Here is a 26,190-nt window from a genome sequence, read left to right on the forward strand (position 1 = left end):
AAAATTACAGTTTAAAATTGATAAAAAACGAATATTCTGGTATTATAATAAAAAAATATATGGAAATTATTCTTTTCTCTCTGAAATGAGTGAAAGCTAAGTTAAGATATTTTTTCCAAAATTTTCAAGATAATTTTGGTGAAATTCCGTAAATTACTTGAAAGTTATCTTAAAAGAGTGTATAATAGAATTATAGAAAACGCTTACAAAAAGAAAGGGGATTGGATGAATAATCAAGAAGCATTGAGAACCTTCACTACTGGAGAAAATTTTCATCTTCAGCACTATCTAGGAGCACATAAAGAGGAAAAAGACGGAGAAATTGGTTTTACTTTCCGTGTTTGGGCACCTAACGCTCAGGCTGTGCACTTAGTTGGTGATTTTACAAACTGGACAGAACACCAAATTCCTATGGTACGGAATGAATCGGGTGTTTGGGAAGTCTTCACAAGTCTAGCTCATGAAGGGCAGATTTATAAGTATCATATCACGCGTGCAAATGGGCACCAGATTATGAAAATTGATCCATTGGCAGTTCGTTTTGAGGCTCGCCCAGAGACTGGAGCCATCCTGACTGATATTCCAGAGAAAAAATGGAAAGATGGTCTTTGGCTAGCTAGGAGAAAACGCTGGGGCTTTTTTGAGAGACCAGTCAATATTTATGAAGCCCATGCTGGATCTTGGAAAAGAAATCCAGATGGTAGTCCATACAGCTTTGCACAACTTAAGGAGGAGCTGATTCCTTATCTTGTTGAGATGAACTACACTCACATCGAGTTTATGCCTTTAATGGCTCACCCGCTTGGATTGAGTTGGGGCTACCAGCTTATGGGTTACTTTGCTATGGAGCACTCTTATGGGCGACCAGAGGAATTCCAAGATTTTGTTGAGGAATGTCATTTAAACAATATCGGTGTAATTGTGGATTGGGTTCCAGGTCATTTTACCATCAACGATGACGCTCTTGCTTATTACGATGGAACACCGACTTTTGAATACCAAGACCACAATAAGGCTCATAACTATGGTTGGGGAGCTCTTAACTTTGACCTTGGGAAGAATGAAGTTCAGTCTTTCTTGATTTCTAGCATTAAATTCTGGATTGACTTTTATCATTTAGACGGTATTCGAGTGGATGCAGTCAGCAATATGCTCTACCTCGACTATGATAATGCTCCTTGGACTCCAAACAAAGACGGTGGCAATCTCAACTACGAAGGCTACTATTTCCTTCAACGTTTGAACACAGTTATCAAGTTGGCTCATCCAGATGTGATGATGATTGCAGAAGAAAGTTCATCAGCAACAAAGATTACTGGTATGAAAGAAATGGGCGGTCTTGGATTTGACTACAAGTGGAATATGGGTTGGATGAATGATATTCTCCGTTTCTACGAGGAGGACCCGATTTATCGTAAGTATGATTTTAACTTGGTAACCTTCAGCTTCATGTACGTTTTCAATGAAAACTACCTCTTACCTTTCTCACACGATGAAGTCGTGCATGGTAAGAAAAGCATGATGCACAAGATGTGGGGAGATCGCTACAATCAATTTGCAGGTTTGCGAAATCTCTACACTTATCAAATTTGTCATCCAGGTAAGAAACTCTTGTTCATGGGAAGCGAGTATGGTCAGTTTTTAGAGTGGAAGTCTGAGGAACAGCTAGAATGGTCTAACTTGGAAGATCCAATGAATGCTAAGATGAAGTACTTCACTTCTCAACTCAATCAATTCTATAAAGAGCATCGTTGCCTTTGGGAAATTGACACCAGCTACGATGGCATCGAAATTATCGATGCGGATAATAGAGATCAGAGTGTCCTTTCCTTTATTCGTAAGAGTAAAAAGGGTGAAATGCTAGTCTGTGTCTTTAATATGGCGCCTGTTGAACGAAAAGACTTTACAATCGGACTTCCTGTCGCAGGAGTTTATGAAGAAGTTTGGAATACAGAATTGGAACAATGGGGTGGTGTCTGGAAAGAATACAACCAAACGGTTCAAACTCAAGAAGGATTATGGAAGGATTATGAGCAGACCTTGACCTTTACCTTGCCAGCTATGGGAGCAAGTATCTGGAAGATTAAACGTCGCTTGAAACCAACTAAAACTGTCACAAATAAAACCCAAAAAGGAGTAGAAAATGAAGAATGAAATGCTAGCTTTGATCCTTGCCGGTGGGCAAGGAACACGTCTCGGAAAACTCACTCAAAGCATTGCCAAACCAGCAGTGCAATTCGGTGGGCGCTACCGTATCATTGACTTTGCGCTTTCAAACTGTGCTAACTCTGGGATTCACAACGTCGGTGTTATTACGCAGTATCAACCTCTTGCCTTAAACAACCATATTGGAAATGGTTCGAGCTGGGGTCTGGATGGAATTAACACAGGTGTTTCTATTCTTCAACCCTACTCTGCAAGCGAGGGAAATCGTTGGTTTGAAGGAACTAGCCACGCTATCTACCAAAATATTGACTACATCGACAGTGTCAATCCTGAATATGTTCTGATCCTTTCTGGTGACCACATCTACAAGATGGACTACGATGATATGCTTCAGTCCCATAAGGACAACAACGCCAGCTTGACAGTAGCTGTTCTAGATGTGCCTCTCAAAGAAGCTAGCCGTTTTGGTATCATGAATACAGATGCCAATAATCGTATCGTTGAATTTGAAGAAAAACCTGCTCAACCTAAGTCTACAAAGGCTTCTATGGGGATTTATATTTTTGACTGGAAACGACTTCGCAATATGCTTGTTGCTGCTGAAAAGAGCAAGGTAGATATGTCAGACTTTGGTAAAAACGTTATTCCAAATTACCTTGAGTCTGGAGAAAGTGTCTATGCTTATGAATTCAAAGGCTACTGGAAAGACGTTGGTACTATCGAGTCTCTATGGGAAGCAAATATGGAATACATTGATCCAAACAACGCTTTGGATAGTCGTGATCGTCAGTGGAAAATCTACTCACGCAACTTGATTTCACCACCAAACTTTATTGGAAAACACGCTCATGTAGAAGATTCTTTAGTTGTGGATGGCTGTCTCGTGGATGGAACTGTTAAGCATTCTATTCTCTCAACAGAAGCGCAAGTACGTGAGGGCGCTGAAGTAGTAGACTCTGTAATCATGAGTGGTGCCATTATCGGAAAAGGTGCAAAAATTAAACGTGCCATCATTGGTGAAGGTGCTGTTATTTCTGAAGGTGTCGAAATTGATGGAACAGACGAAGTACAAGTAGTAGGATATGATGAAGTAGTGGGGGTAGCAACAGATGAAGATTGATAAATATTCAGCCATTTTAGGAAACACCGTTGGTTTTCACGATATGTCAACTTTGACAGATCATCGTCCAGTAGCCAGTTTGCCATTTGGAGCAAAATATCGTTTGATTGACTTCCCTCTTTCTAGCCTTGCAAATGCTGGTGTTCGTAGTGTCTTTGGAATTTTCCAACAAGATAATATCAGTTCAGTCTTTGACCACATTCGTTCAGGACGTGAGTGGGGCTTATCTACCCTTCTCAGTCACTACTATCTAGGTATTTATAATACGCGTGTTGAAAGTAGCACAGTTGGGAAAGAATATTACCAACAGCTTCTCACTTATTTGAAACGTTCAGGATCAAATCAGACGGTTGCACTTAACTGTGATATCGTGGTGAATATTGACCTCAATCAAGTATTCCATTTACATACTACTGCTGGGCGTCCAATTACGGTTGTTTATAAGAAATTACCTAAAAAGGATATTTCAGATGTTAATGCCATCTTGGAAGTGGATGAAACAGACCGTGTTCTTTCTCATAAACTTTTTGATGCCAAATCAACAGATGAACTTTTCAACATGTCTACAGATATATTCGTCGTTGATACTCCGTGGTTGATTAAGCGTTTGGAAGAAGAAGTTCAAAAAGAATACCCAGAAAAATTACGCTATGTTTTACGTGAGTTGGCAGCTAAAGAAGGTGCTTTTGCTTATGAATACACTGGCTACCTAGCCAATATTCACTCTGTTCAATCCTATTATCAAGCCAATATTGATATGCTGGAGTCTCAAAAATTCTACTCTCTCTTCTCACCTAACCAAAAGATTTATACCAAGGTTAAGAACGAAGAACCAACTTACTACTCAAATACCTCTAAGGTAAGTACTTCGCAGTTCGCCTCTGGTAGTATCATAGAGGGTGAAGTAGTTCAGTCGGTCCTATCACGTAATATTCACGTTCATAAGGATAGTCTAGTTAAAGACAGCCTTCTCTTCCCACGTGTTGTGATTGGTCAAGGTGCCCAAGTTGAGTATGCAATCTTGGACAAAGGGGTTGAAGTTGCTGACGGTGTCGTTATTCGCGGTACTGCAGAACACCCAGTTGTAGTCAAAAAAGGCGAAAAAGTTACAGAGGATATTCATTCATGAAAATTTTATTCGTAGCAGCAGAGGGTGCGCCCTTTTCAAAAACAGGTGGTTTGGGAGACGTCATTGGCGCTCTTCCCAAATCACTGGTAAAGGCAGGGCACGAAGTTGCGGTTGTCTTACCTTACTATGACATGGTAGAGGCTAAGTTCGGCGACCAGATTGAGGATGTTCTTCACTTTGAAGTGAGTGTGGGATGGCGCAGACAGTACTGTGGTATTAAGAAGACCGTCTTAAATGGTGTTACCTTCTACTTCGTAGACAATCAAACTTATTTCTTCCGAGGTCATGTTTACGGAGATTTCGATGATGGTGAACGCTTTGCCTTCTTCCAACTGGCTGCTCTTGAAGCCATGGAGCGAATTGATTTCATTCCAGATATTCTCCATGTCCATGATTATCACACCGCTATGATTCCTTTTCTCTTGAAGGAAAAATACAGATGGATTCAGGCATATCAAGGAATCAGAACTGTTTTAACTATTCATAATTTGGAATTCCAAGGTCAATTTTCTGAAGGAATGTTGTGGGATTTGTTTGGAGTCGGTTTTGAACGTTACGCTGATGGGACCCTTCGTTGGAATGATTGTCTAAACTGGATGAAAGCTGGTATCCTATACGCGGATCGTGTCTCAACCGTATCGCCTAGCTATGCACATGAGATTATGACTAGTCAGTTCGGTTGTGGCTTGGATCAGATTCTTAGAATGGAGTCTGGCAAGGTTTCTGGTATTGTTAATGGAATCGATACCGATCTCTATAATCCAGAGACAGATGCTCTTTTAGACCATCATTTTGATAAGGATGATTTGTCTGGAAAAGCACAAAACAAAGCAAAATTGCAAGAGAGAGTTGGTCTACCTGTGCGAGCAGATGTTCCGCTAGTTGGGATTGTCTCTCGTTTGACACGCCAAAAAGGATTTGATGTCGTTGTAGAAAGCTTGCATCGTTTCTTACAAGAGGACGTTCAAATAGTCCTTTTAGGAACAGGCGATCCTGCTTTTGAACATTCTTTCTCATGGTTTGCTCAAGTCTATCCTGACAAGCTATCAGCAAATATCACTTTTGACGTCAAACTTGCTCAAGAAATCTACGCAGCCTGTGATCTCTTCCTCATGCCAAGTCGTTTTGAACCATGCGGCTTGTCTCAAATGATGGCTATGCGTTATGGAACTCTACCATTGGTTCATGAAGTGGGTGGACTAAGAGATACAGTTCAAGCCTTCAATCCGATCGAAGGAACTGGTACTGGATTTAGCTTTGACAATTTAACACCATACTGGCTTAACTGGAGTTTCCAAACAGCATTGGATGTTTATAAGAACCAGCCAGACGTTTGGAGAAATCTACAAAAACAAGCTATGGAATGTGATTTCTCATGGGATACAGCCTGCAAGTCTTATCTTGACTTGTACCATAGTCTAGTCAACTAATAGATAAAATCGTATGATTCTTTCATACGATTTTTGGGCTGTTTAGAAAAGAGGAGAAGTGATGACACAAGTAAAAGGCCTGTGTGTTATGGATGTTGATGGCACCCTGATAGTAGAGGAAGTGATTGACCTTTTAGGAAGAGAAATAGGTTGCGAAGAAGAAATATCGCAGATTACAAGCCAGGCAATGCGAGGTGAACTGGACTTTGAAAGGAGTTTGCGAGAGAGAGTGGCTTTGTTAAAAGGTCTTCCGATTTCGGTTTTGGATACAGTTTTCAAATCCATCCATCTGTCCCAAAATGCTCAAAAATTTATCTCTATTCTCCAAAAGAATGGCATCCTAGTCGGTCTAGTGTCTGGTGGATTTACACCAATAGTTGAGAGATTAGCAAAATCTCTAGGGATTACCCATTTTTCTGCCAACAAACTTGAAGTTAAAGACGGTCTTTTAACAGGAAAATTAGTTGGTGAAATTGTGACAGGTCAAGTAAAACAAGCTACTCTTGAGAAATGGAGAGAGGAATTAGGACTTTCCAAAGAAAGAACGATTGCAATCGGTGATGGTGCTAATGACCTATTCATGTTAAAATCAGCAGGTCACGGTATAGCCTTTTGTGCTAAAGATGTCGTAAAAGCTGAGATAGCTTGTCATGTAGATACGAGGGATCTTTTAGAAGTTCTTCCTTTGATTGATTTCTTAGAATGAGAGGGAACTATGAAAATTGTAATTGCACCCGATTCTTTTAAAGAAAGTTTGACGGCAGAACAGGTCGCTCAAGCTATAAAAAAAGGCTTCGAACAGTCAATAGCGGATGTAGAATGTCTGCTCTGTCCTGTTGGTGATGGCGGGGAAGGAACTGTAGATGCTATTCGACATTCTCTTGATCTCGAAGAAAAAAGGCAAGAGGTTACGGGACCTTTTGGTCTAAAAGAATCAATGCGCTACTTTCAGAAAGATAACAGGGCACTCTTTGAAGTTGCTGACTTGGTTGGTCTTGGAAAGATTCCGCATGAGAAACGAAATCCTCTCCACATCCAAACCAGAGGTATTGGAGAGCTGATTCGTCATCTCATTGATCAAGGAATGAAGGAAATCTATATCGGTGTAGGCGGTACGGCTACTAATGACGGTGGAATAGGCATTGCTGCTGGTTTAGGTTATCGTTTTTATGATAAGAATGGAAAAGAATTGCCAGCTTGCGGTCAGACTTTGCTTGAGTTCGAGTCAATTTCAGACAGCGACTTGTACTTGTATAGGATTCCTGAAGATGTGAAAATCCGCATTTTAGCAGATGTCGTGAGCCTTCTATGTGGTCATCAAGGGGCAACCTATACATTTGGCAGACAAAAAGGTTTGGATCCTGCTTTGTTTGAAACAGTAGATCTGGCTATACAGGAGTTCTATGAAAAATTTTCGCCTTTAACCCTGTCTCTGAAAGGAGCAGGAGCTGGGGGTGGCATTGCGGCTGGGCTCTGCGCCTTTGCTGAGGCCTGTATCGTATCTGGGATTGATACTTGCTTGGATTTGATTGACTTTGACAAGAAAGTTGGAGATGCTGACTTGGTTATCGTTGGAGAGGGCAGACTGGATAGTCAAAGCCTTACTGGAAAAGCTCCTATCGGCGTAGCAAAAAGAACCCCTAACGGAGTCCCTGTTATTGCTATTTGTGGAAGTCTTTCTAACGATTTGCCTCCCCTACCATTCGAAAATATACAAGCTGCCTTTTCTATTTTAGAGAAAAGTGAGCCTTTAGAAGACAGTTTGAAAAATGCAAGTCTCTATTTGGAGCACACAGCTACTAATATTGGTCGTTTGTTAAATTTGAGAAATCATTAACCAAACCATTTTTTCCAGATAGATTTTTTAGGAGCCTCTGCCTTTTTCTCTTGCCAGAGGTCTGAGAAAGCGAGTCTTAGGTCCTTTTCGTATACTTGAATAGGTTCGTTCGTGTGAATGACAAGGCCAAAAGGAGAGGTGATATGATCGTCTGAAACAATAGTCGCCTGGCAATTACTTTCCTTTGCTTGTTTTAAGTAAAAGACCTGTTTGTCAAACTCGATATTTGGCGAAATCTTCACAAAAAGACTCTCTGTCTTTTCTTGAAAGTTTTCCAAAATCGTTAAAAATCCTTTTTGGAGTTGAAGGCTATTGGCCGTCTCAACATCCGCATATCCAAGAACTCTTTCCTCGAAAGTGCCGAGAAAACGACGTTGTTCATCCGGGTTTAGTTTTGGCCCACCGTGAGCCTTTTCTAGTAGTTGTTTTGATAAATCTGTCATAAAATTAGTATATCACAAAAGCTATGAGAAAACAGGCCAAAGAAAGCGATTACTTTATAAAGTTAAGGAAAATTTGCACAAAGATAACGTTTTTCCTTGAAAAAGGCGTGTATTTGAGGTATCATAGAGGTGTAAAATAAATAAGCTCAAAGGAGAGTAAGAAATGTCAATTATTACTGATGTTTACGCTCGCGAAGTCCTAGACTCACGCGGTAACCCAACACTTGAAGTAGAAGTTTATACTGAATCAGGTGCTTTCGGACGTGGTATGGTTCCATCTGGAGCTTCTACTGGTGAACACGAAGCAGTTGAACTTCGCGACGGTGACAAATCTCGTTACGGTGGTCTTGGTACACAAAAAGCTGTTGACAACGTAAACAACATCATTGCTGAAGCAATTATCGGCTACGATGTACGTGATCAACAAGCTATCGACCGTGCTATGATCGCTCTTGACGGTACTCCTAACAAAGGTAAATTGGGTGCAAATGCAATTCTTGGTGTGTCTATCGCTGTAGCTCGTGCTGCTGCTGACTACCTTGAAATCCCACTTTACAGCTACCTTGGTGGATTCAACACTAAAGTTCTTCCAACTCCAATGATGAACATTATCAATGGTGGTTCTCACTCAGATGCTCCAATCGCTTTCCAAGAATTCATGATCGTACCTGCTGGTGCACCATCATTCAAAGAAGCTCTTCGTTGGGGTGCTGAAATCTTCCACGCTCTTAAGAAAATCCTTAAATCACGTGGTTTGGAAACTGCCGTAGGTGACGAAGGTGGATTCGCTCCTCGTTTCGAAGGAACTGAAGACGGAGTTGAAACTATCCTTGCTGCAATTGAAGCTGCTGGATATGTTCCTGGTAAAGACGTATTTATCGGATTTGACTGTGCTTCATCAGAATTCTACGATAAAGAACGTAAAGTTTACGACTACACTAAATTCGAAGGTGAAGGCGCTGCTGTACGTACTGCTGCAGAACAAATCGACTACCTTGAAGAATTGGTTAACAAATACCCAATCATCACTATCGAAGATGGTATGGACGAAAACGACTGGGACGGTTGGAAAGCTCTTACTGAACGTCTTGGTGGTAAAGTTCAATTGGTTGGTGATGACTTCTTCGTAACAAACACTTCTTACCTTGAAAAAGGTATTGCAGAAGGTGCTGCTAACTCAATCCTTATCAAAGTTAACCAAATCGGTACTCTTACTGAAACATTCGACGCTATCGAAATGGCGAAAGAAGCTGGTTACACTGCAGTTGTATCACACCGTTCAGGTGAAACTGAAGATTCAACAATCGCTGACATCGCAGTTGCAACTAACGCAGGACAAATCAAGACTGGTTCACTTTCACGTACAGACCGTATCGCTAAATACAACCAATTGCTTCGTATCGAAGACCAACTTGGTGAAGTAGCTGAATACCGTGGATTGAAATCATTCTACAACTTGAAAAAATAATCGTTGATTTAACAACGTTTTAAGCCCCTCGGATTTTATCCGAAGGGCTTTTTCTTTGTTCAGGGGGCAAAAAGGGGACAGTCTTTATGGTATAATAGACAAAAACACTTGAATTAGAAAGAAATTATGACTAAAGAAATTGATATTGAGTATTACCATCAGCTAGCCTTGCAAAAGCAGAAGGAGCACCGCAAAGTGTTAGCTAATCTAAAGAAAAAACCACCAAAGAATCTAGATAAGATAGCTCAGCAGATCCACCAAGAAGTTTTTGCTGAGATCGATTGCACTGCCTGCGCTAACTGTTGTAAGACATTGGGGCCTGACTTTAAAGAAGCCGATATTACCCGTATTGCTAAGTACTTTAAGATGAAATTACCAGCTTTTGAAGTGGAATTCCTTCAGGTAGATGAAGATGGAGATAAGGTTTTTAAATCTATGCCTTGCCCCTTTCTAGGAGGAGATAATCTCTGCTCCATCTATGATGTTCGTCCCAAGGCCTGTCGCGAGTTCCCCCATACAGATCGTAAGAAGATCCATCAAATCAACCATTTAACGATTAAGAACACCTTGACCTGCCCTGCAGCTTATCTCTTTGTTGAAAAATTAAAGGATAAGTTATAGAAATTTACACCTTTAGATCTTGTACAAAGATTCTAGGGCGGAAGTATCTGATATCTGTTAAACTATAGATAGAATTGAACACGGCCTAAAAGCTATGAGAAAAAGAGAAAATTTCCTAGAACCAGAAGCTTCAGCGTCAATTTTCCTATTTTAACTTTGCTTTTAACGGCCTTTGTATCTTGTGGAGGTAAGAAGAAAAGAATATGATGCATCAATTCAACCAAACCATGGATTATTTGGAGCAACAGCTGACTGGAGAAGTGGATATGAAAAAAATTCAGCAGCTATCGGGCTATTCTTACCCTCTCTTTAGCAGGCTATTTTCTATCCTGGCAGATATGACATTAGCAGAATACTTGCGTAATCGCAGGCTGTCAGAAGCAGTGACAGACTTGCTGGAAGGCTCTGAGAAGGTCATTGATATAGCACTGAAATACGGCTATGAGTCTGCGGATGCCTTTAGCGCAGCCTTCAAGAAATTCCATGGTGCGACCCCCTCAGAAGTTCGAAATGGAAAACCTTATCGGGTCTTTCCTAGACTTCAATTATCCTTAAAGATTACAGGAGGAAAGAACATGGATATCAAGATTCAAAAGAAATCTGCTTTTACTGTAGCAGGCGTCCTATTGGAAGATATCGACAATAGCCAGTGCCCATCTGCTTGGGAGCAGCTCTATGCAAATCACAGCTTTGAAAGCTTAGAAAGTATGGGCAGTGGCCAATCCTTTGGTGTCTGCTCGGATGTCAAAGAAGGCGAGATTATTAACTATATGGCTGCCTATGATGTGACGGATAAAGTCAAAGCAGAAGAATTGGGTCTGTCAATCAAAGACATCTCCGAAGCTGAATATGCTATCGTACCAGTCAAGGGGGCTGTACCAACCAGCATCCACCATGCTTGGAAGTATGTTTTGGAGGTCTTTTTCCCAGAAACTGGCTATCGCCACTCAGGCTCACCAGACTTTGAAGTCTATACTGAAGGAGATATGTCGTCACCAGACTATCAAATGGAACTCTGGATACCAGTGATCAAGAACTAGAACATTTTCTGATTTTTTATAAAGATGCAAACCTAACTCTGTAGAAAGAATCTCTACAGAGTTTTTTATTGTTGACATTCATGTCCGTAAATCACAAATACCCATATTTTTTGTTTGGATTTAATGGGGTATGAGTAACGTTTTCTAGGTATAATAGTCCCATAGAAGATAAGGAGGCATGAATATGCAGATGTATTTTGGAGATGTGTCGCTTTGCTATAGCTACTCATTGGCAATGGCGCTCGACGCCTATGGTTATGACTTTAAAGCAGAGTTTTTAGAGGCAATTATGGTGATGGGAAATGGCGCTAGTATCGTAAAGGAAGATGAGGAGCACCCTTTAGTATTCTTTGATAATGGAATGCCAGACCTTTCCATCTCCCATTCCTTAAAAATACTAGGGTTTGACTATGAGGATTTCTATCTAAAAGATGGAGCAGAAGTTAATTTGGAAGAAATTAAAAGAAAGTTGGAAACCTTTCTGTCCAATGGACCTGTAGTACTGGGACCTCTTGATATGGGCCAACTGACCTACAACCCCAATCACACTATCCTTTATGGTGTGGATCACTTTGTAACCGTGTATGCTCTTGATGGTCAGTATCTCTATTTGCATGATCCAGCTGGTTTTGCCTGTATGAAAGTTGCTTTTAATGACATCTCAGAAGCCTGGAAGGCGGAGGCTATTGACTATAAGCGCGGAGCATACTCCATGTGGGGAAATTTTAAGAAGGTCAAGACTCCTAGTCAGACTGAAATCTATCAGGAAACAGCAAGGATTATGAAGACCCGATATCTGGATGGTCAAAGTGGTGTATTGGAATGTTATGCAAAAGCAGTTGCTGAAAATGGCTTAAATACAGAGCAAAAACAATTGCATCAGTATTTCAGTTTTAAACTTGCTGCTGTTAGAAATCTCTATCTCAGTAAATTCTTAAAAGATCATGATCCAGAAGGGGCACGATTAAAAGAGGAATTGGCTTCTTTATTTGGCCAAGCCCACCTTTCGTGTTTAAAAGAAGATTACCAAGAACTAGCCCACTTGCTCTATCAGATAGCAGAAGTGGATGGTCGCTTTAGAGATTTATATGTAAAGTAGTGACTATAAGCATAAAAAAATAGTTAGTAAAAGCAGTTTTTCGTAACATGAAGAACTGCTTTTTGATTATGGTTATGGTATAATGAAGTAAGAAAATAGCTTATTCTACTTAAAAATGAAGGGAGAACTCCTATGCCTAGACCAAGAACAAAAGAGGAGCTAGTGCTAGCCTCTAAGGAAAACTATGAAAAGCTCAATCACTTTATATCTAAATTAAGTGAAGAGGAACTACAGACTCCTTTTGATTTTTCAAAAGACCAAAAGAAAAAAGAAGCTCACTGGAAAAGAGATAAAAATCTACGGGATGTCCTGATCCATCTCTATGAATGGCATCAGTTACTTTTGACCTGGGTACATTCCAATCAAAAGGATCATGAAAGACCTTTTCTCCCTGAACCTTATAATTGGAAAACTTATGGGGAAATGAATGTCGCTTTTTGGAAGAAGCACCAGAGTACGTCCTTAGAAGAAGCGACCAAACTCCTCAATCAATCGCATAAAGAGGTTTTAGAGTTGATGGAAGGCTTCAGCAATGACGAATTGTTCACAAAAGGTGTCTATAAGTGGACGGGAGGAACAAGTCTAGGTTCCTACTTTGTGAGTGCCACTTCCAGTCACTATGACTGGGCTCTGAAAAAACTCAAAGCTCATCAGAAAAATTGCAAGAGCAACTAGATGAATTGATAATGAAATTTAGAAAAGGTTCTTCTAAGCTTCGAATAGCTTTATTCTCGTGATTTTTGAACAATTTTAGCTTTAGAATCCTTCAAAAATTTAGATTTAAAGCAATCAATGGCTTAGAATAGTACGAAAACATTTATTTTATAGTAATTCTAAGTTTGGAATTGCATTGATATTAAAGGAATTAAGCTGTTCGATGCTTCGAATGGCTTTTTTCTGATATAGGATGATAGATAGATGGGTGAGATGATGAACATACAAAAAGAGAAAGTTAGAAAAGAGTTGATGTCCCTCTGTTTGGGAGAGTTTACAGCCGTCCTATCCTTTTGGTTTTCTTTTTCCTTTTAAAAAATCGGCTTGCTGATTGGAATAGTCTAGTAACCATTCTCTATCCTTTGTCTTTACTGACATTTATATTGCTTCAAGGTTCAATCTATTGGGCGATTTTGATTAGAAGACTATCGAAACCTCAGTTCGGAAGCGGTAGTGTCCCCAAACTATATGGTGGTTTCAGAATACTAGACCTTGTTTTACTTATTTCAGGCTTTCCTTTTATAGTCTGGAACACACAGAGTTTCCAAGTGGCTATCTTAGCCACACTGATACAACTTTTTGCCCTTATCGAATGGGTTAATTATTTCCTCGTACGTCTATCTTATAGTTTGAACCCTCTTGTTTTATGGAAACGAATTACTAAGGGAAAACTTGAAAAAAGCAGAATAGCGAAGGAGTTGGGGTAGGGGAGAATAAAGAGGTTACCCATTCGTTTTGTAATATGCTATAATTAATCTATCAAATTTTTTGAATAACTACTTGAAGTGAGATAGATATGCAAATAAACTACAATAGAAAACAGAAATCAAATATTGTTATTTCAAAACCTTCAGCCATTGAAGTTGAAAAATACTTAAAATCGTGGAAAAATCTTAAAAATTATAAGTTGCAAGAAGATGCTTTAGATAAATTGTTTTTTGAGCTATTACCAAGTAACGAAGAAATTTCTGACATCTTATTAAAGGTTGCTACGTTGAATGATTTTTATAGTACAAATATTTTTTCAGTTTATCCAGTTGCAGAGCATATACTGAGTCTTAAAATTGATGAGAGGTTGAGACAAGGTGATGTAACTTTAGTCAATGAAATTCAAAATGTTACTATTAATGGAGTCACTAGAAAGTTTTATTCTTTTTCTACCAAATACTGTTCCCATCATAATCCTAAAGAATACCCTATTTATGATAGCTATGTAGAAAAAGTATTGAAATATTTTAGAAAAACAGATAAATTTTCCAACTTTAAGAATGCAGATCTAAAAGATTATCAAAAATTTAAAAATATAATTATTGCTTTTAGAGAATACTACGGATTAGACGAATTTAATCTTAGAGAGATTGATCAGTATTTATGGCAGTTGGGAAAAGAATATTTCCCTAATAAATACTAGTAACTTGTTCTCGCTTAGAAAGGAAAACCATCAAATTGTCCTACAAATTTTTACTCTTCGACCTTGACCACACTTTGCTTGATTTTGATACTGCTGAGGATGTGGCTCTGACACAACTACTAAAAGAAGAAGGAGTGACGGATATCCAAGCCTACAAGGACTATTACGTTCCAATGAACAAGGCTCTCTGGAAGGACTTGGAGCAAAAGAAAATCAGTAAACAAGAACTGGTTAACACGCGCTTTTCTCGTTTATTTGCTCATTTTGGACTGGAGAAAGACGGTACGTTACTTGCTCAGCGTTACCAATTTTACTTAGCCCAACAGGGACAAACTTTTTCAGGTGCTCATGAACTCTTGGACAGCCTTATCGAGCGTGATTATGATTTGTATGCTGCGACAAATGGGATTACTGCCATTCAGACAGGGCGTTTGGCTCATTCTGGTCTGGCTCCCTATTTCAACCAAATCTTTATTTCCGAGCAGTTGCAAACGCAAAAGCCTGATGCACTATTCTATGAAAAAATCGGTCAGCAGATTGCTGGATTTGATAAAGAAAAGGCCCTGATGATTGGAGATTCCCTAACAGCTGATATTCAAGGTGGCAATAATGCTGGTATCGATACTATCTGGTATAATCCCCATCATCTGGAAATTAAGACGCAAGCCCAGCCGACTTACGAAGTCCATTCTTACCTAGCTCTACTAGAACTCTTAGATAAACTGTAAAAAGTGGTTTCAATAGCCACTTTTTGCTATAATAGAGGCAGGAAAAACTAAGGAATAGTAAATGATGTCAAGACCAGCTCTTTCTCTTTATGAACCATTGTATACACTAAAGGAAGTTGATCAAAATATCTGGATTGCAGATGGTGATTTGATTCAAATGGATATGAAAATCTTCAAACTTCCTTTTCAGACACGTATGACGGTGGTTAAGTTAAATGATGGAAAACTCTGGATTCATTCTCCTATTGCGCCCAATGAGGAGCTCTTTACTGAACTGGATACTTTGGGCAGAGTCGCTTACCTGATTTCACCAAATAAGATTCACTACGCCTATATTGCAGATTGGAAAAAAAGATATCCTTATGCACAAGCATGGTCTAGTCCAGGAGTTGAAGAGAGAGTGAAAAGTCAGAATGTCAAGGTGGAATTTGATGCTCCCTTAGCAGATGAGTCTCCTGACTTATGGTCTGATGAGATTGATCAACTTATTTTTAAGGGAAGTTCTGTGATTGAAGAAGTGGTGTTTTTTCATAAATCGACTAAAACACTCATTGTAACGGACCTTATAGAGAATTTTGAACCGGAAAAGATAGCTAGTCCAATCCGAAGAAAAATCTATCGTTTAGCCCGTGTAACAGCCCCTGATGGTCAAACTCCTATCGATTATCGGATGACTTTTTTAGGAAGACAAAGGGAAGCAAAGGTTTCCTTTGCCCGTATATTAAACTGGAAACCGGATAAAATCATTCTTGCACACGGTCTATGCTTTTTTGAGAATGGTATAGATGAATTAAAACGTGCTTTTAGATGGATACGGTAAAGGAGAAAAAGATGCAACACTCATCTTGGCATGCTTTGATTAAGGAGCAATTACCTGAGGGGTATTTCGGGAAAATCAATCAATTTATGGATCAGGTCTATGCTCAGGGAACTGTATACCCACCCAAGGAAAAAGTTTTTCAGGCTCTATTAACTACACCGCTTGAAGAGGTTAAGGTGGTGATTCTGGGGCAGGATCCTTATCACGGACCAGGTCAGGCGCAGGGCTTGAGTTTTTCTGTACCTGACTCTATCCCAGCCCCGCCATCCTTGCAAAATATCTTGAAAGAATTATCAGATGATCTTGGCGTTAAGAAATCTCATGATTTGACATCTTGGGCTGAGCAAGGAGTCTTACTTCTCAATGCTTGCTTGACGGTTCCTGCTGGTCAAGCCAATGGTCATGCTGGGCAGATATGGGAGCCTTTTACAGATGCTGTGATTCGGGTTGTCAATAATCTAGACAGACCTGTAGTTTTTGTACTCTGGGGTGCTTATGCACGCAAGAAGAAAGTCTTGGTTACCAATCCTCACCACTTGATTATCGAATCAGCTCACCCAAGTCCTTTATCTGTTTATAGAGGATTTTGGGGTTCCAAGCCTTTTTCCAAGGCTAATGCATTCTTAAAAGAGACAGGACAAGTGCCAATTGATTGGCTTAGATAAGGAGAGAATATGCCTCAGTTAGCGACGATTTGCTACATTGATAACGGAAAAGAACTGCTCATGCTGCATCGTAATAAGAAGCTGAATGATGTCCATGAAGGCAAATGGATTGGTGTGGGTGGTAAGTTAGAGCGAGGGGAGACACCTCAGGAATGCGCAGCGCGTGAAATCTTCGAGGAAACGGGTTTGAAAGCTAAGCCAGTTCTAAAAGGCATTATCACTTTTCCAGAATTCACACCAGATTTAGACTGGTACACCTATGTTTTTAAGGTGACAGAGTTTGAAGGTGATTTGATTGACTGCAATGAGGGGACGCTAGAATGGGTTCCCTATGATGAAGTTTTGAGCAAGCCAACTTGGGAAGGTGACCACACCTTTGTTGAGTGGCTTTTAGAGGACAAACCCTTCTTTTCAGCTAAGTTTGTTTATGATGGGGATAAATTGTTGGATACTCAAGTTGATTTCTATGAATAAAGGAGAAAGCAGATGTTACTAATCAAAAATGGTCGTGTAATGGATCCTAAGTCTGGTTTGGATCAAGTGTGTGATGTTTTAGTCCAAGATGGGAAAATTGTCAAAATTGCTCCGGAAATCAAGAAAGAAGGAGCAGAACTGATTGATGCTACTGGTCTTGTAGTTGCGCCTGGACTAGTTGATATTCATGTTCATTTCCGTGAACCTGGTCAAACTCATAAAGAAGACATTCATACTGGTGCCCTAGCAGCCGCTGCAGGTGGCTTTACAACGGTTGTCATGATGGCTAATACTAGTCCAACCATTTCGGATGTGGAGACTTTGCAAGAAGTTCTCCAGTCAGCTGCTAAAGAAAAGATCAATGTCAAGACAGTTGCGACCATTACTAAGAACTTTAATGGCCAAGACTTGACTGATTTTAAGGCGCTTTTAGAAGCAGGTGCCGTTGGTTTCTCTGATGACGGTATTCCACTTGAAAGCAGTAAGGTTCTCAAAGAAGCCTTGGAAACTGCTAAGAAACTTGGCACCTTTGTTTGTCTACACGAGGAAGATCCAGGCTTGAATGGGATTCTTGGCTTTAACGAAAACATCGCTAAAGACCACTTCAAGATCTGTGGTGCGACAGGGGTGGCAGAATACGCTATGATTGCGCGTGATGTCATGATTGCCTACGCAACTAAGGCACATGTCCATATTCAGCATTTGTCTAAGGAGGAAAGTGTCAAGGTAGTGGAGTTCGCTCAAGGTCTGGGAGCGCAAGTCACAGCGGAAGTAGCTCCACAGCATTTCTCTAAGACAGAGGCCCTCCTCTTGACTCAAGGTAGCAATGCTAAAATGAATCCTCCGCTTCGTTTGGAGTCAGATCGTCGTGCCGTGATTGAAGGTCTCAAGTCAGGCGTCATCACTGTGATTGCGACAGACCACGCCCCTCACCATGCAGATGAGAAAAATGTAGAAGATATCACTAAAGCGCCATCTGGTATGACTGGCTTGGAAACCTCTCTTTCTCTCGGCTTGACTTATTTGGTGGAAGCTGGTGAGCTAAGCTTAATGGAATTGCTAGAAAAAATGACTGTCAATCCAGCTAAGCTTTATAACTTTGAAGCAGGCTACTTAGCTGAAAATGGTCCAGCGGATATCACCATCTTTGATGACAAGGCTAATCGTACTGTTGGTCCAGACTTTGCTTCAAAATCATCCAATTCACCATTTATCGGCGAAACCTTAAAAGGGCAGGTCAAATATACTATTTGTAAGGGACAAATCGTCTACCAAAACTAGATGGGACTCTGCTCTATAAACTATAAGAATAGAGAGCGTATATGTATCCAACCCATCAATTTAAAGATAAGTTTGTCTTATTTCTTAAGATATTTTTCCCTATCCTGATTTATCAGTTTGCCAATTATTCTGCCTCTTTTGTCGATACAACCATGACGGGGCAGTACAATACCATGGACTTGGCTGGTGTTTCAACTGCAACGAGTCTCTGGAATCCTTTCTTTACCTTTTTAACAGGGATTGTTTCGGCCATGGTGCCCATCATCGGCCATCATCTAGGACGAGGCAAAAAGGAAGAAGTAGCATCTGACTTTTACCAATTCATCTACCTAGCTTTCGGACTGTCTTTGGTCTTGCTTGGAATGGTAGTATTCTTAGCACCCCCAGTCTTAAACCATATCGGGCTAGAATCCCAAGTTGCAGCTGTTTCGGTTTCTTATCTTTGGTACTTGTCTATCGGAATTATTCCCTTGTTGCTTTTCAGTGTTATCCGATCGCTACTTGATTCACTCGGTCTGACCAAGCTATCTATGTACCTCATGCTCTTGTTGCTACCTTTAAATTGTGGATTTAACTATTTATTGATCTACGGTGCCTTTGGGTTTCCAGAGTTAGGTGGAGCAGGAGCAGGCTTAGGAACTTCCCTAGCTTACTGGTGCCTCCTTGGAATCTCTGTCATCATCCTTTTAAAGCAAGAAAAGTTAAAAGAGTTTCATTTGGAAAAACCGCTTCCGCTTGACCTAGTAAAGATCAAAGAAGGGATTCGCTTGGGATTACCAATCGGTGGAACTGTTTTTGCTGAGGTTATTATTTTTTCAGTCGTTGGTTTGATTATGGCAAAGTTTTCGTCTATGATTATTGCCAGCCACCAGTCAGCCATGAACTTCTCAACTCTCATGTATGCCTTTCCAGTGAGCATTTCTTCTGCCATGGCCATAGTTGTCTCTTATGAGGTTGGGGCTAAGCGTTTTGATGATGCCAAGACCTATATCAAAATTGGTCGTTGGATAGCGTTGATATTTGCAGGTTTTACCTTAAGCTTCCTCTATATCTTGAGAGATGTCGTAGCCAGTTTATATGGAAATAATCCTGACTTCATCGAACTAACATCTACCTTCCTAACTTATAGTCTTTTTTTCCAGTTAGCTGACACCGTTGCAGCTCCTTTACAAGGAATACTGAGAGGCTATAAGGATACGGTTGTTCCCTTTTATCTAGGAGTAATTGCTTACTGGGCTGTTTCCATTCCATTAGGCTTATTCCTAGATCAAGTAACAACTTTGGGAGCCTATTCTTACTGGATTGGTCTAATAGCGAGTTTGGTCGTTAGTGCTATCCTCTATCAAGGGCGCTTGCAAACGATTATGAAAAGATTTGAAGTTTCCAATGTCAAATAAACTTTGTGAAAAAATGTTTTAATTTATAGAAAATCCCGATAAACTGGGGTTTTCTTTTTGTATTTTGTGAAAGAATCTAAGCATATATTTTGACAGTGCTTTCATAATGCGATAGAATGAGGATATAAAACTTTAAACCTAGAAAGGCGAGATTATGTCAACTTTAGATAGAAATCTCTTGCTAGAGATGTTCCGTAAGATGGAAGAAATCCGTCGAATGGACTTAAAAATTGCACAATTAGTAAAAAAAGGGAAAGTTCCTGGTATGACTCACTTTTCTGTTGGAGAGGAAGCCGCTAACGTCGGAGCTATGCTGGCTCTCAATCCAGATGATCTGATTACCTCAAACCACCGTGGTCATGGGCAAGCTATCGCCAAAGGAATTGACCTCAACGGAATGATGGCTGAAATCCTTGGTAAATACACTGGAACCTGTAAAGGAAAAGGTGGTTCTATGCATATTGCCGACCTTGATGCGGGTAACCTTGGTGCCAATGGTATCGTAGGTGGTGGTATGGGAATCGCTGTTGGTGCAGCCCTCAGTCAGCAAATGAAAAAGACAGGCAAGATTGTTGTCTGCTTCTTTGGTGACGGTGCTACCAACGAAGGTGTTTTCCACGAAGCTGTTAACATGGCTTCCATCTGGAACCTTCCAGTCATTTTCTACTGCATTAACAACGGTTATGGGATCTCTGCGGATATCAAGAAAATGACCAATGTAGAGCATATTCATCAACGTAGCGATGCTTATGGAATTCCTGGAATGTTTATTGAAGACGGAAACAATGTCATTGATGTTTATGAAGGATTTAAGAAAGCTGTAGACCATGTTCGTGGTGGCAATGGCCCAGTCTTGATTGAAAGTGTAACCTATCGTTGGCTTGGTCACTCATCATCTGACCCTGGTAAATATCGTACCCGTGAAGAAGTGGAATTGTGGAAACAAAAAGACCCAATCGAAAATCTTCGCAAATACCTCATTGAAAACAATATTGCAAGTGCAGAAGAATTGGAAGAAATTCAAGCACAAGTCAAGGAAGCAGTAGAAGCCTCTGTTAAATTTGCAGAAGAAAGCCCATTCCCACCGCTAGAATCGGCCTTTGAAGATATTTACGCAGACTAAGGAGAAAGAGATAAAATGGAAACAAAAACAATGTCGTTCCGTGACACCATTATCCTTGCTATGTCTGAGGAAATGCGTCGCGATGAAAATGTATTCTTGATGGGAGAAGACGTCGGTGTCTTCGGAGGAGACTTCGGAACTTCTGTCGGAATGCTCGAAGAATTTGGTCCAGAACGTGTTCGAGACTGTCCGATTTCTGAAGCTGCCATCTCGGGAGCAGCAGCAGGAGCAGCCATGACAGGACTTCGTCCAATTGTTGATATGACCTTCATGGATTTCTCGGTTATTGCCATGGACAATATCGTCAACCAAGCTGCTAAAACACGTTATATGTTTGGTGGTAAAGGTCAGGTTCCAATGACAGTTCGATGCGCAGCTGGTAACGGTGTCGGTTCTGCAGCTCAGCACTCTCAGTCTCTAGAGTCTTGGTTCACACACATCCCTGGTCTTAAGGTTGTAGCTCCAGGTACACCTGCTGACATGAAAGGGCTTCTCAAGTCTTCTATCCGTGATAACAACCCTGTTATCATTCTTGAATACAAGTCAGAATTTAACCAAAAAGGGGAAGTGCCGGTTGATCCAGACTACACAATCCCACTTGGGGTTGGTGAAATCAAACGTGAAGGAACGGATGTAACAGTCGTTACTTATGGAAAAATGCTTCGCCGCGTGATTCAAGCTGCTGAAGAATTAGCTGAAGAAGGAATTTCAGTTGAAATTGTGGACCCTCGTACCCTTGTTCCTCTTGATAAGGATATCATCATTAACTCAGTTAAGAAGACTGGTAAGGTGGTGCTTGTCAACGATGCTCACAAAACAAGTGGCTATATCGGAGAGATTTCAGCTATTATTTCAGAATCAGAAGCATTTGATTATCTAGACGCACCAATCCGTCGCTGCGCTGGTGAAGATGTGCCAATGCCTTACGCGCAAAACCTAGAGAATGCAATGATTCCAACAGTTGAAAGCATCAAAGATGCCATCCGTAAGACATATAACAAAGAATAATACATAATATAAATTATGTAAACAAAATAAAAAAGACGAGAAACTTTGTATCTTTTAGGTGCAGAACTCTTTTCGTTCTTAATATCTTAGATTAGAGCACGGGCTAAAAGCTCGGAAAAAAGATAAATCTCCTTGGCTTCATCGAAGCCAGCATCGATTTCCTATTTTTCGGTCGCTTTTAAACGCCCTTTGTATCATAAATAGAATTGGAGAGGTCATGGCTGATGACAAGCTAAGAGCGACTCCTGCGGCTAGAAAGTTAGCGAATGATCTAGGGATCAACCTCTACGACGTTTCTGGCTCAGGTGCAAACGGTCGTGTCCACAAAGAAGACGTGGAAACTTATAAAGACACAAACGTGGTTCGCATTTCGCCACTTGCAAAACGAATTGCCCTCGAACATAACATTGCTTGGCAGGAAATCCAAGGAACGGGTCACCGTGGTAAGATCATGAAGAAGGACGTTTTGGCCTTGCTTCCGGAAAATATCGAAAACGATACTATCAAGTCTCCTGCTCAAATCAAAAAAGTGGAAGAAGTTCCAAACAATATCACTCCTTATGGTGAGATTGAGCGTATTCCAATGACACCAATGCGTAAGGTTATAGCTCAACGTATGGTTGAATCCTACCTAACTGCGCCAACCTTCACACTCAACTACGATGTCGATATGTCAGAAATGTTGGCCCTTCGTAAGAAGGTTCTTGATCCAATTATGGAAGCAACTGGTAAGAAAATCACGGTTACAGACCTTCTTTCACTCGCTGTTGTGAAGACACTGATGAAACACCCTTATATCAATGCTTCATTGACTGAAGATGGCAAGACTATTATCACTCACAACTATGTCAACCTTGCAATGGCAGTTGGTATGGATAATGGTCTAATGACACCAGTTGTTTACAATGCTGAGAAGCTGAGCTTGTCAGAGTTGGTTGTTGCCTTCAAAGATGTCATTGGCCGTACATTGGATGGTAAATTGGCTCCAAGTGAACTGCAAAATTCAACATTCACAATCAGTAACTTGGGAATGTTTGGTGTTCAGTCCTTCGGTCCAATCATCAACCAACCAAACTCAGCTATTCTAGGTGTAAGTTCGACAATTGAGAAACCAGTTGTTGTCAATGGTGAGATTGTTATTCGTCCTATCATGAGCCTAGGATTAACCATTGACCACCGTGTTGTAGATGGTATGGCTGGTGCTAAGTTTATGAAAGACTTGAAAGCCTTAATTGAGAATCCAATCTCAATGTTGGTTTAAGTTAGCTATTGTTATTTTAGAGTTTTAGATAAAGGAAGTAAGACATGGCCTTAGAAGTAATTATGCCAAAAGCCGGCGTAGATATGACAGAAGGACAAATCGTCCAATGGAATAAAAAAGTCGGTGAATTTGTAAAAGAAGGAGAAATCCTTTTGGAAATCATGACTGACAAAGTCAGCATGGAATTGGAAGCCGAAGAAGATGGATACTTGATTGCCATCCTCAAAGGAGATGGTGAAACTGTCCCTGTAACGGAAGTTATCGGTTACCTTGGTGAAGAAGGGGAAAATATCCCAACAGCTGGAGCTGCTGCGCCAGAATCAAAACCTGTACCTGCAGCTAGTGCTTCAAACGACGATGGTAAGAGCGATGATGCCTTTGATATCGTTGTGATTGGTGGTGGTCCTGCTGGATATGTGGCAGCCATTAAAGCAGCCCAACTCGGTGGTAAGGTTGCCCTTGTTGAGAAATCTGAACTTGGTGGAACGTGCTTGAACCGTGGCTGTATCCCAACCAAGACCTACCTTCACAACGCTGAAATCATCGAAAACATCGGTCATGCAGCAAACCGTGGTATCGTCATCGAAAATCCAAACTTCACTGTTGATATGGACAAACTTTTAGAAACTAAATCTAAAGTTGTCAATACCTTGGTAGGTGGTGTTGCGGGTCTTCTTCGTAGTTACGGAGTTACTGTTCATAAGGGTGTTGGTACCATTACTAAAGATAAGAATGTCTTGGTTAATGGTTCAGAGTTGCTTGAAACTAAGAAAATTATCCTTGCTGGTGGTTCAAAAGTCAGCAAGATCAACGTTCCTGGTATGGAATCTTCACTTGTGATGACAAGCGACGACATTCTTGAAATGAACGAAGTTCCAGAAAGCCTTGTTATCATCGGTGGTGGAGTTGTCGGTATCGAACTCGGTCAAGCCTTCATGACATTTGGTTCAAAAGTGACTGTTATCGAAATGATGGACCGTATCGTGCCAGCTATGGATGCGGAAGTTTCTAAGAACCTTCGCTTGATTTTGGAACGCAAAGGCATGACTATCTTGACAGGTACAAAATTGCAAGAAATCATCGAGGAAAATGGTCAACTTCGTATCAAGGTTGAAGGAAAAGACGATATCATTGCAAATAAAGCTCTTCTTTCAATCGGTCGTGTGCCAGACCTTGAAGGAATTGGCGATGTTGAGTTTGAATTGGATCGTGGTCGCATCAAGGTCAATGAATACATGGAAACTTCTGTTCCAGGCATTTACGCACCAGGTGACATCAACGGTACTAAAATGTTGGCGCACGCAGCCTTCCGCATGGGTGAAGTTGCCGCTGAAAATGCCCTTAAAGGAAATCATGCTGTTGCCAAATTGAACTTGACTCCTGCAGCTATCTACACTCTTCCTGAAGTAGCAGCAGTAGGTCTAACTGAAGAACAAGCTCGTGAGAAATACGATGTGGCCATCGGTAAATTCAACTTTGCAGCCAACGGTCGTGCAATCGCTTCTGATGCTGCTCAAGGTTTCGTAAAAGTCATCGCTGATAAGAAATACGGAGAAATCCTTGGTGTTCACATCATCGGTCCTGCAGCCGCAGAATTGATCAACGAAGCGTCAAGTATTATTGAAATGGAAATCACTGTTGAAGAAATGCTGAAGACCATCCACGGACACCCAACCTACTCTGAAGTAATGTACGAAGCATTTGCGGATGTTTTAGGAATGGCCATCCATTCACCTAAGAAAAATAAATAAGATTTTCAACTAAATTTTCTTAAAGTAGTACGGACGGAAGCGACCTCTATTAGAGTTCCATGTCTAAAAATTGAGCCTCTTGTCTCAATTTTTTCCGAGAAATGTAACGATAACACGTTACATTTCTTTTTACCACTTTAGAAAATTGGTTGCTATGAACAGAATTTAAAAACTAAATTTTTGGAAATACTATGAAATACATTATCAATCATTCAAACGACACTGCTTTTAATATCGCCTTGGAAGAATATGCCTTTAAACACCTACTTGATGAGGAACAAATCTTCCTACTTTGGATCAATAAACCATCTATTATTGTTGGTCGTCACCAGAATACCATCGAAGAAATCAACCGTGATTATGTTCGCGAAAATGGTATTGAGGTAGTCCGCCGTATCAGTGGTGGTGGAGCTGTTTACCATGATCTAAACAACCTCAACTACACCATCATTTCAAAAGAAGATGAAAACAAGGCCTTTGACTTCAAGAGCTTCTCAACTCCAGTTATCAATACCTTGGCTCAACTCGGTGTTAAAGCTGAGTTCACAGGCCGTAATGACCTTGAGATTGATGGAAAAAAATTCTGTGGCAATGCCCAAGCCTATATCAATGGGCGTATCATGCACCACGGTTGCTTGCTCTTTGACGTTGATTTGTCAGTCCTTGCTAACGCCCTCAAGGTTTCAAAAGATAAATTTGAATCAAAAGGTGTGAAATCTGTCCGTGCTCGTGTAACCAATATTGTTAATGAATTGCCAGAAAAAATCACAGTTGAAGAATTCCGTGATTTACTACTAGAATACATGAAAAAAGAGTATCCAGAAATGACAGAATACGTTTTTTCTGAGGAAGAATTGGCTGAAATCAATCGCATCAAGGATACAAAGTTTGGTACTTGGGACTGGAACTACGGTAAATCACCTGAATTTAACGTCCGTCGTGGAACAAAATTCACTAGTGGTAAGGTTGAAGTTTTTGCCAACGTCATTGAATCAAAAATCCAAGATATCAAGATCTATGGTGACTTCTTTGGTATCGAAGACGTTGCAGCTGTAGAAGATGTCCTTCGTGGAGTAAAATACGAACGCGAAGATGTCCTTAAAGCTCTAGAAACTATTGACATCACACGCTACTTTGCTGGCATTAGCCGTGAAGAAATCGCTGAAGCAGTAGTAGGATAATAAAAGAATCCATTTAAGATGGA

At 40.5% G+C, this 26,190-nt stretch carries 24 protein-coding genes and 1 pseudogene; 24 read left to right on the forward strand and 1 reads right to left on the reverse strand.

Annotated features, from left to right (window positions below):
• Positions 1–225: 225 nt before the first annotated feature.
• The 6 genes from glgB to HMPREF9965_RS09120 all read left to right on the forward strand — a co-directional run bounded on the left by glgB (position 226) and on the right by HMPREF9965_RS09120 (position 7,682).
• On the forward strand, positions 226–2,154 hold the full coding sequence (gene glgB / locus HMPREF9965_RS09095) for a 1,4-alpha-glucan branching protein GlgB (protein WP_001064524.1): 1,929 nt from the start codon (positions 226–228) through the stop codon (positions 2,152–2,154).
• Positions 2,144–3,286, forward strand: a complete 1,143-nt coding sequence (locus HMPREF9965_RS09100) for a glucose-1-phosphate adenylyltransferase (RefSeq protein WP_000787260.1) — start codon at positions 2,144–2,146, stop codon at positions 3,284–3,286. Before glgB ends, HMPREF9965_RS09100 begins: the two co-directional genes overlap by 11 nt.
• Positions 3,276–4,415 carry a glucose-1-phosphate adenylyltransferase subunit GlgD gene (gene glgD / locus HMPREF9965_RS09105; RefSeq protein ID WP_000687021.1) on the forward strand — a complete coding sequence of 380 codons (1,140 nt, stop codon included), beginning with the start codon at positions 3,276–3,278 and terminating at the stop codon, positions 4,413–4,415. Before HMPREF9965_RS09100 ends, glgD begins: the two co-directional genes overlap by 11 nt.
• Positions 4,412–5,845 (forward strand): glycogen synthase GlgA, encoded by a 1,434-nt coding sequence (gene glgA / locus HMPREF9965_RS09110; RefSeq protein WP_000697319.1) that lies wholly within the window; start codon positions 4,412–4,414, stop codon positions 5,843–5,845. Before glgD ends, glgA begins: the two co-directional genes overlap by 4 nt.
• Positions 5,846–5,906: 61 nt before the next feature.
• Positions 5,907–6,551: a phosphoserine phosphatase SerB gene (gene serB / locus HMPREF9965_RS09115; protein ID WP_000195445.1), complete on the forward strand. Its 645-nt coding sequence runs from the start codon at positions 5,907–5,909 to the stop codon at positions 6,549–6,551.
• A gap of 9 nt (positions 6,552–6,560) precedes the next feature.
• Complete coding sequence (locus HMPREF9965_RS09120) at positions 6,561–7,682, forward strand: glycerate kinase (protein ID WP_000706408.1); 1,122 nt, start codon at positions 6,561–6,563, stop codon at positions 7,680–7,682.
• On the opposite strand, the gene HMPREF9965_RS09125 is transcribed toward HMPREF9965_RS09120, so the two are convergent.
• Positions 7,679–8,125 (reverse strand): DUF1694 domain-containing protein, encoded by a 447-nt coding sequence (locus HMPREF9965_RS09125; protein ID WP_000131085.1) that lies wholly within the window; start codon positions 8,123–8,125, stop codon positions 7,679–7,681. The two genes, HMPREF9965_RS09120 and HMPREF9965_RS09125, sit on opposite strands and share 4 nt — an antisense overlap.
• Before the next feature lie 163 nt (positions 8,126–8,288).
• Between HMPREF9965_RS09125 and eno the strand changes: the two genes are divergently transcribed.
• The 18 genes and pseudogenes from eno (at position 8,289) to HMPREF9965_RS09215 (ending at position 26,167) form a co-directional block, all read left to right on the forward strand.
• Entirely contained in the window at positions 8,289–9,593 is a 1,305-nt protein-coding gene (gene eno / locus HMPREF9965_RS09130; protein WP_000022821.1) for a surface-displayed alpha-enolase, read from the forward strand.
• 126 nt (positions 9,594–9,719) lie between these two features.
• Complete coding sequence (locus HMPREF9965_RS09135; protein ID WP_000159480.1) at positions 9,720–10,214, forward strand: YkgJ family cysteine cluster protein; 495 nt, start codon at positions 9,720–9,722, stop codon at positions 10,212–10,214.
• Between the two features lie 203 nt (positions 10,215–10,417).
• On the forward strand, positions 10,418–11,254 hold the full coding sequence (locus HMPREF9965_RS09140; RefSeq protein ID WP_000972217.1) for an AraC family transcriptional regulator: 837 nt from the start codon (positions 10,418–10,420) through the stop codon (positions 11,252–11,254).
• 184 nt (positions 11,255–11,438) lie between these two features.
• The gene (locus HMPREF9965_RS09145) at positions 11,439–12,353 is read left to right on the forward strand and encodes a hypothetical protein (RefSeq protein ID WP_001178518.1); all 915 of its coding nucleotides are present in this window, start codon (positions 11,439–11,441) and stop codon (positions 12,351–12,353) included.
• A 132-nt stretch (positions 12,354–12,485) separates the two neighbouring features.
• On the forward strand, positions 12,486–13,028 hold the full coding sequence (locus HMPREF9965_RS09150; protein WP_001137921.1) for a ClbS/DfsB family four-helix bundle protein: 543 nt from the start codon (positions 12,486–12,488) through the stop codon (positions 13,026–13,028).
• A 243-nt stretch (positions 13,029–13,271) separates the two neighbouring features.
• Positions 13,272–13,774: pseudogene (locus tag HMPREF9965_RS13395) on the forward strand (hypothetical protein).
• An 89-nt stretch (positions 13,775–13,863) separates the two neighbouring features.
• Positions 13,864–14,478: a hypothetical protein gene (locus tag HMPREF9965_RS09160; RefSeq protein WP_001166739.1), complete on the forward strand. Its 615-nt coding sequence runs from the start codon at positions 13,864–13,866 to the stop codon at positions 14,476–14,478.
• A 35-nt stretch (positions 14,479–14,513) separates the two neighbouring features.
• Positions 14,514–15,206 carry a YjjG family noncanonical pyrimidine nucleotidase gene (locus HMPREF9965_RS09165; protein ID WP_000120624.1) on the forward strand — a complete coding sequence of 231 codons (693 nt, stop codon included), beginning with the start codon at positions 14,514–14,516 and terminating at the stop codon, positions 15,204–15,206.
• 64 nt (positions 15,207–15,270) lie between these two features.
• Complete coding sequence (locus HMPREF9965_RS09170; protein WP_004243722.1) at positions 15,271–16,026, forward strand: DUF4336 domain-containing protein; 756 nt, start codon at positions 15,271–15,273, stop codon at positions 16,024–16,026.
• A gap of 11 nt (positions 16,027–16,037) precedes the next feature.
• Positions 16,038–16,691, forward strand: a complete 654-nt coding sequence (locus HMPREF9965_RS09175) for a uracil-DNA glycosylase (RefSeq protein WP_001164847.1) — start codon at positions 16,038–16,040, stop codon at positions 16,689–16,691.
• A gap of 9 nt (positions 16,692–16,700) precedes the next feature.
• Positions 16,701–17,165: an NUDIX hydrolase gene (locus HMPREF9965_RS09180; protein ID WP_001135752.1), complete on the forward strand. Its 465-nt coding sequence runs from the start codon at positions 16,701–16,703 to the stop codon at positions 17,163–17,165.
• Positions 17,166–17,177: 12 nt separating this feature from the next.
• The gene (locus HMPREF9965_RS09185; protein WP_000924521.1) at positions 17,178–18,446 is read left to right on the forward strand and encodes a dihydroorotase; all 1,269 of its coding nucleotides are present in this window, start codon (positions 17,178–17,180) and stop codon (positions 18,444–18,446) included.
• Between the two features lie 41 nt (positions 18,447–18,487).
• A complete protein-coding gene (locus HMPREF9965_RS09190) occupies positions 18,488–19,843 on the forward strand; it encodes an MATE family efflux transporter (protein ID WP_000283620.1) in 1,356 nt (451 codons plus the stop codon).
• A 154-nt stretch (positions 19,844–19,997) separates the two neighbouring features.
• Positions 19,998–20,966: a thiamine pyrophosphate-dependent dehydrogenase E1 component subunit alpha gene (locus HMPREF9965_RS09195; protein WP_000105378.1), complete on the forward strand. Its 969-nt coding sequence runs from the start codon at positions 19,998–20,000 to the stop codon at positions 20,964–20,966.
• Positions 20,967–20,981: 15 nt separating this feature from the next.
• Complete coding sequence (locus tag HMPREF9965_RS09200; RefSeq protein ID WP_000448712.1) at positions 20,982–21,974, forward strand: alpha-ketoacid dehydrogenase subunit beta; 993 nt, start codon at positions 20,982–20,984, stop codon at positions 21,972–21,974.
• Between the two features lie 217 nt (positions 21,975–22,191).
• Entirely contained in the window at positions 22,192–23,235 is a 1,044-nt protein-coding gene (locus HMPREF9965_RS09205) for a dihydrolipoamide acetyltransferase (RefSeq protein ID WP_000752732.1), read from the forward strand.
• 44 nt (positions 23,236–23,279) lie between these two features.
• On the forward strand, positions 23,280–24,986 hold the full coding sequence (gene lpdA / locus HMPREF9965_RS09210) for a dihydrolipoyl dehydrogenase (RefSeq protein WP_001162887.1): 1,707 nt from the start codon (positions 23,280–23,282) through the stop codon (positions 24,984–24,986).
• Positions 24,987–25,177: 191 nt separating this feature from the next.
• On the forward strand, positions 25,178–26,167 hold the full coding sequence (locus HMPREF9965_RS09215; protein ID WP_000874010.1) for a lipoate--protein ligase: 990 nt from the start codon (positions 25,178–25,180) through the stop codon (positions 26,165–26,167).
• Positions 26,168–26,190: the final 23 nt, after the last annotated feature.

This window comes from Streptococcus mitis bv. 2 str. SK95 (assembly GCF_000222705.1).
In the GTDB taxonomy this organism is placed as follows: Bacteria; Bacillota; Bacilli; order Lactobacillales; family Streptococcaceae; genus Streptococcus; species Streptococcus mitis_AY.

Coding starts and splice junctions, on each gene's coding strand:
- glgB (WP_001064524.1), top strand. CDS start 226: ATGAATAATCAAGAAGCATTGAGAACCTTCACTACTGGAGAAAATTTT.
- HMPREF9965_RS09100 (WP_000787260.1), top strand. CDS start 2,144: ATGAAGAATGAAATGCTAGCTTTGATCCTTGCCGGTGGGCAAGGAACA.
- glgD (WP_000687021.1), top strand. CDS start 3,276: ATGAAGATTGATAAATATTCAGCCATTTTAGGAAACACCGTTGGTTTT.
- glgA (WP_000697319.1), top strand. CDS start 4,412: ATGAAAATTTTATTCGTAGCAGCAGAGGGTGCGCCCTTTTCAAAAACA.
- serB (WP_000195445.1), top strand. CDS start 5,907: ATGACACAAGTAAAAGGCCTGTGTGTTATGGATGTTGATGGCACCCTG.
- HMPREF9965_RS09120 (WP_000706408.1), top strand. CDS start 6,561: ATGAAAATTGTAATTGCACCCGATTCTTTTAAAGAAAGTTTGACGGCA.
- HMPREF9965_RS09125 (WP_000131085.1), bottom strand. CDS start 8,125: ATGACAGATTTATCAAAACAACTACTAGAAAAGGCTCACGGTGGGCCA.
- eno (WP_000022821.1), top strand. CDS start 8,289: ATGTCAATTATTACTGATGTTTACGCTCGCGAAGTCCTAGACTCACGC.
- HMPREF9965_RS09135 (WP_000159480.1), top strand. CDS start 9,720: ATGACTAAAGAAATTGATATTGAGTATTACCATCAGCTAGCCTTGCAA.
- HMPREF9965_RS09140 (WP_000972217.1), top strand. CDS start 10,418: ATGATGCATCAATTCAACCAAACCATGGATTATTTGGAGCAACAGCTG.
- HMPREF9965_RS09145 (WP_001178518.1), top strand. CDS start 11,439: ATGCAGATGTATTTTGGAGATGTGTCGCTTTGCTATAGCTACTCATTG.
- HMPREF9965_RS09150 (WP_001137921.1), top strand. CDS start 12,486: ATGCCTAGACCAAGAACAAAAGAGGAGCTAGTGCTAGCCTCTAAGGAA.
- HMPREF9965_RS09160 (WP_001166739.1), top strand. CDS start 13,864: ATGCAAATAAACTACAATAGAAAACAGAAATCAAATATTGTTATTTCA.
- HMPREF9965_RS09170 (WP_004243722.1), top strand. CDS start 15,271: ATGTCAAGACCAGCTCTTTCTCTTTATGAACCATTGTATACACTAAAG.
- HMPREF9965_RS09175 (WP_001164847.1), top strand. CDS start 16,038: ATGCAACACTCATCTTGGCATGCTTTGATTAAGGAGCAATTACCTGAG.
- HMPREF9965_RS09180 (WP_001135752.1), top strand. CDS start 16,701: ATGCCTCAGTTAGCGACGATTTGCTACATTGATAACGGAAAAGAACTG.
- HMPREF9965_RS09185 (WP_000924521.1), top strand. CDS start 17,178: ATGTTACTAATCAAAAATGGTCGTGTAATGGATCCTAAGTCTGGTTTG.
- HMPREF9965_RS09190 (WP_000283620.1), top strand. CDS start 18,488: ATGTATCCAACCCATCAATTTAAAGATAAGTTTGTCTTATTTCTTAAG.
- HMPREF9965_RS09195 (WP_000105378.1), top strand. CDS start 19,998: ATGTCAACTTTAGATAGAAATCTCTTGCTAGAGATGTTCCGTAAGATG.
- HMPREF9965_RS09200 (WP_000448712.1), top strand. CDS start 20,982: ATGGAAACAAAAACAATGTCGTTCCGTGACACCATTATCCTTGCTATG.
- HMPREF9965_RS09205 (WP_000752732.1), top strand. CDS start 22,192: ATGGCTGATGACAAGCTAAGAGCGACTCCTGCGGCTAGAAAGTTAGCG.
- lpdA (WP_001162887.1), top strand. CDS start 23,280: ATGGCCTTAGAAGTAATTATGCCAAAAGCCGGCGTAGATATGACAGAA.
- HMPREF9965_RS09215 (WP_000874010.1), top strand. CDS start 25,178: ATGAAATACATTATCAATCATTCAAACGACACTGCTTTTAATATCGCC.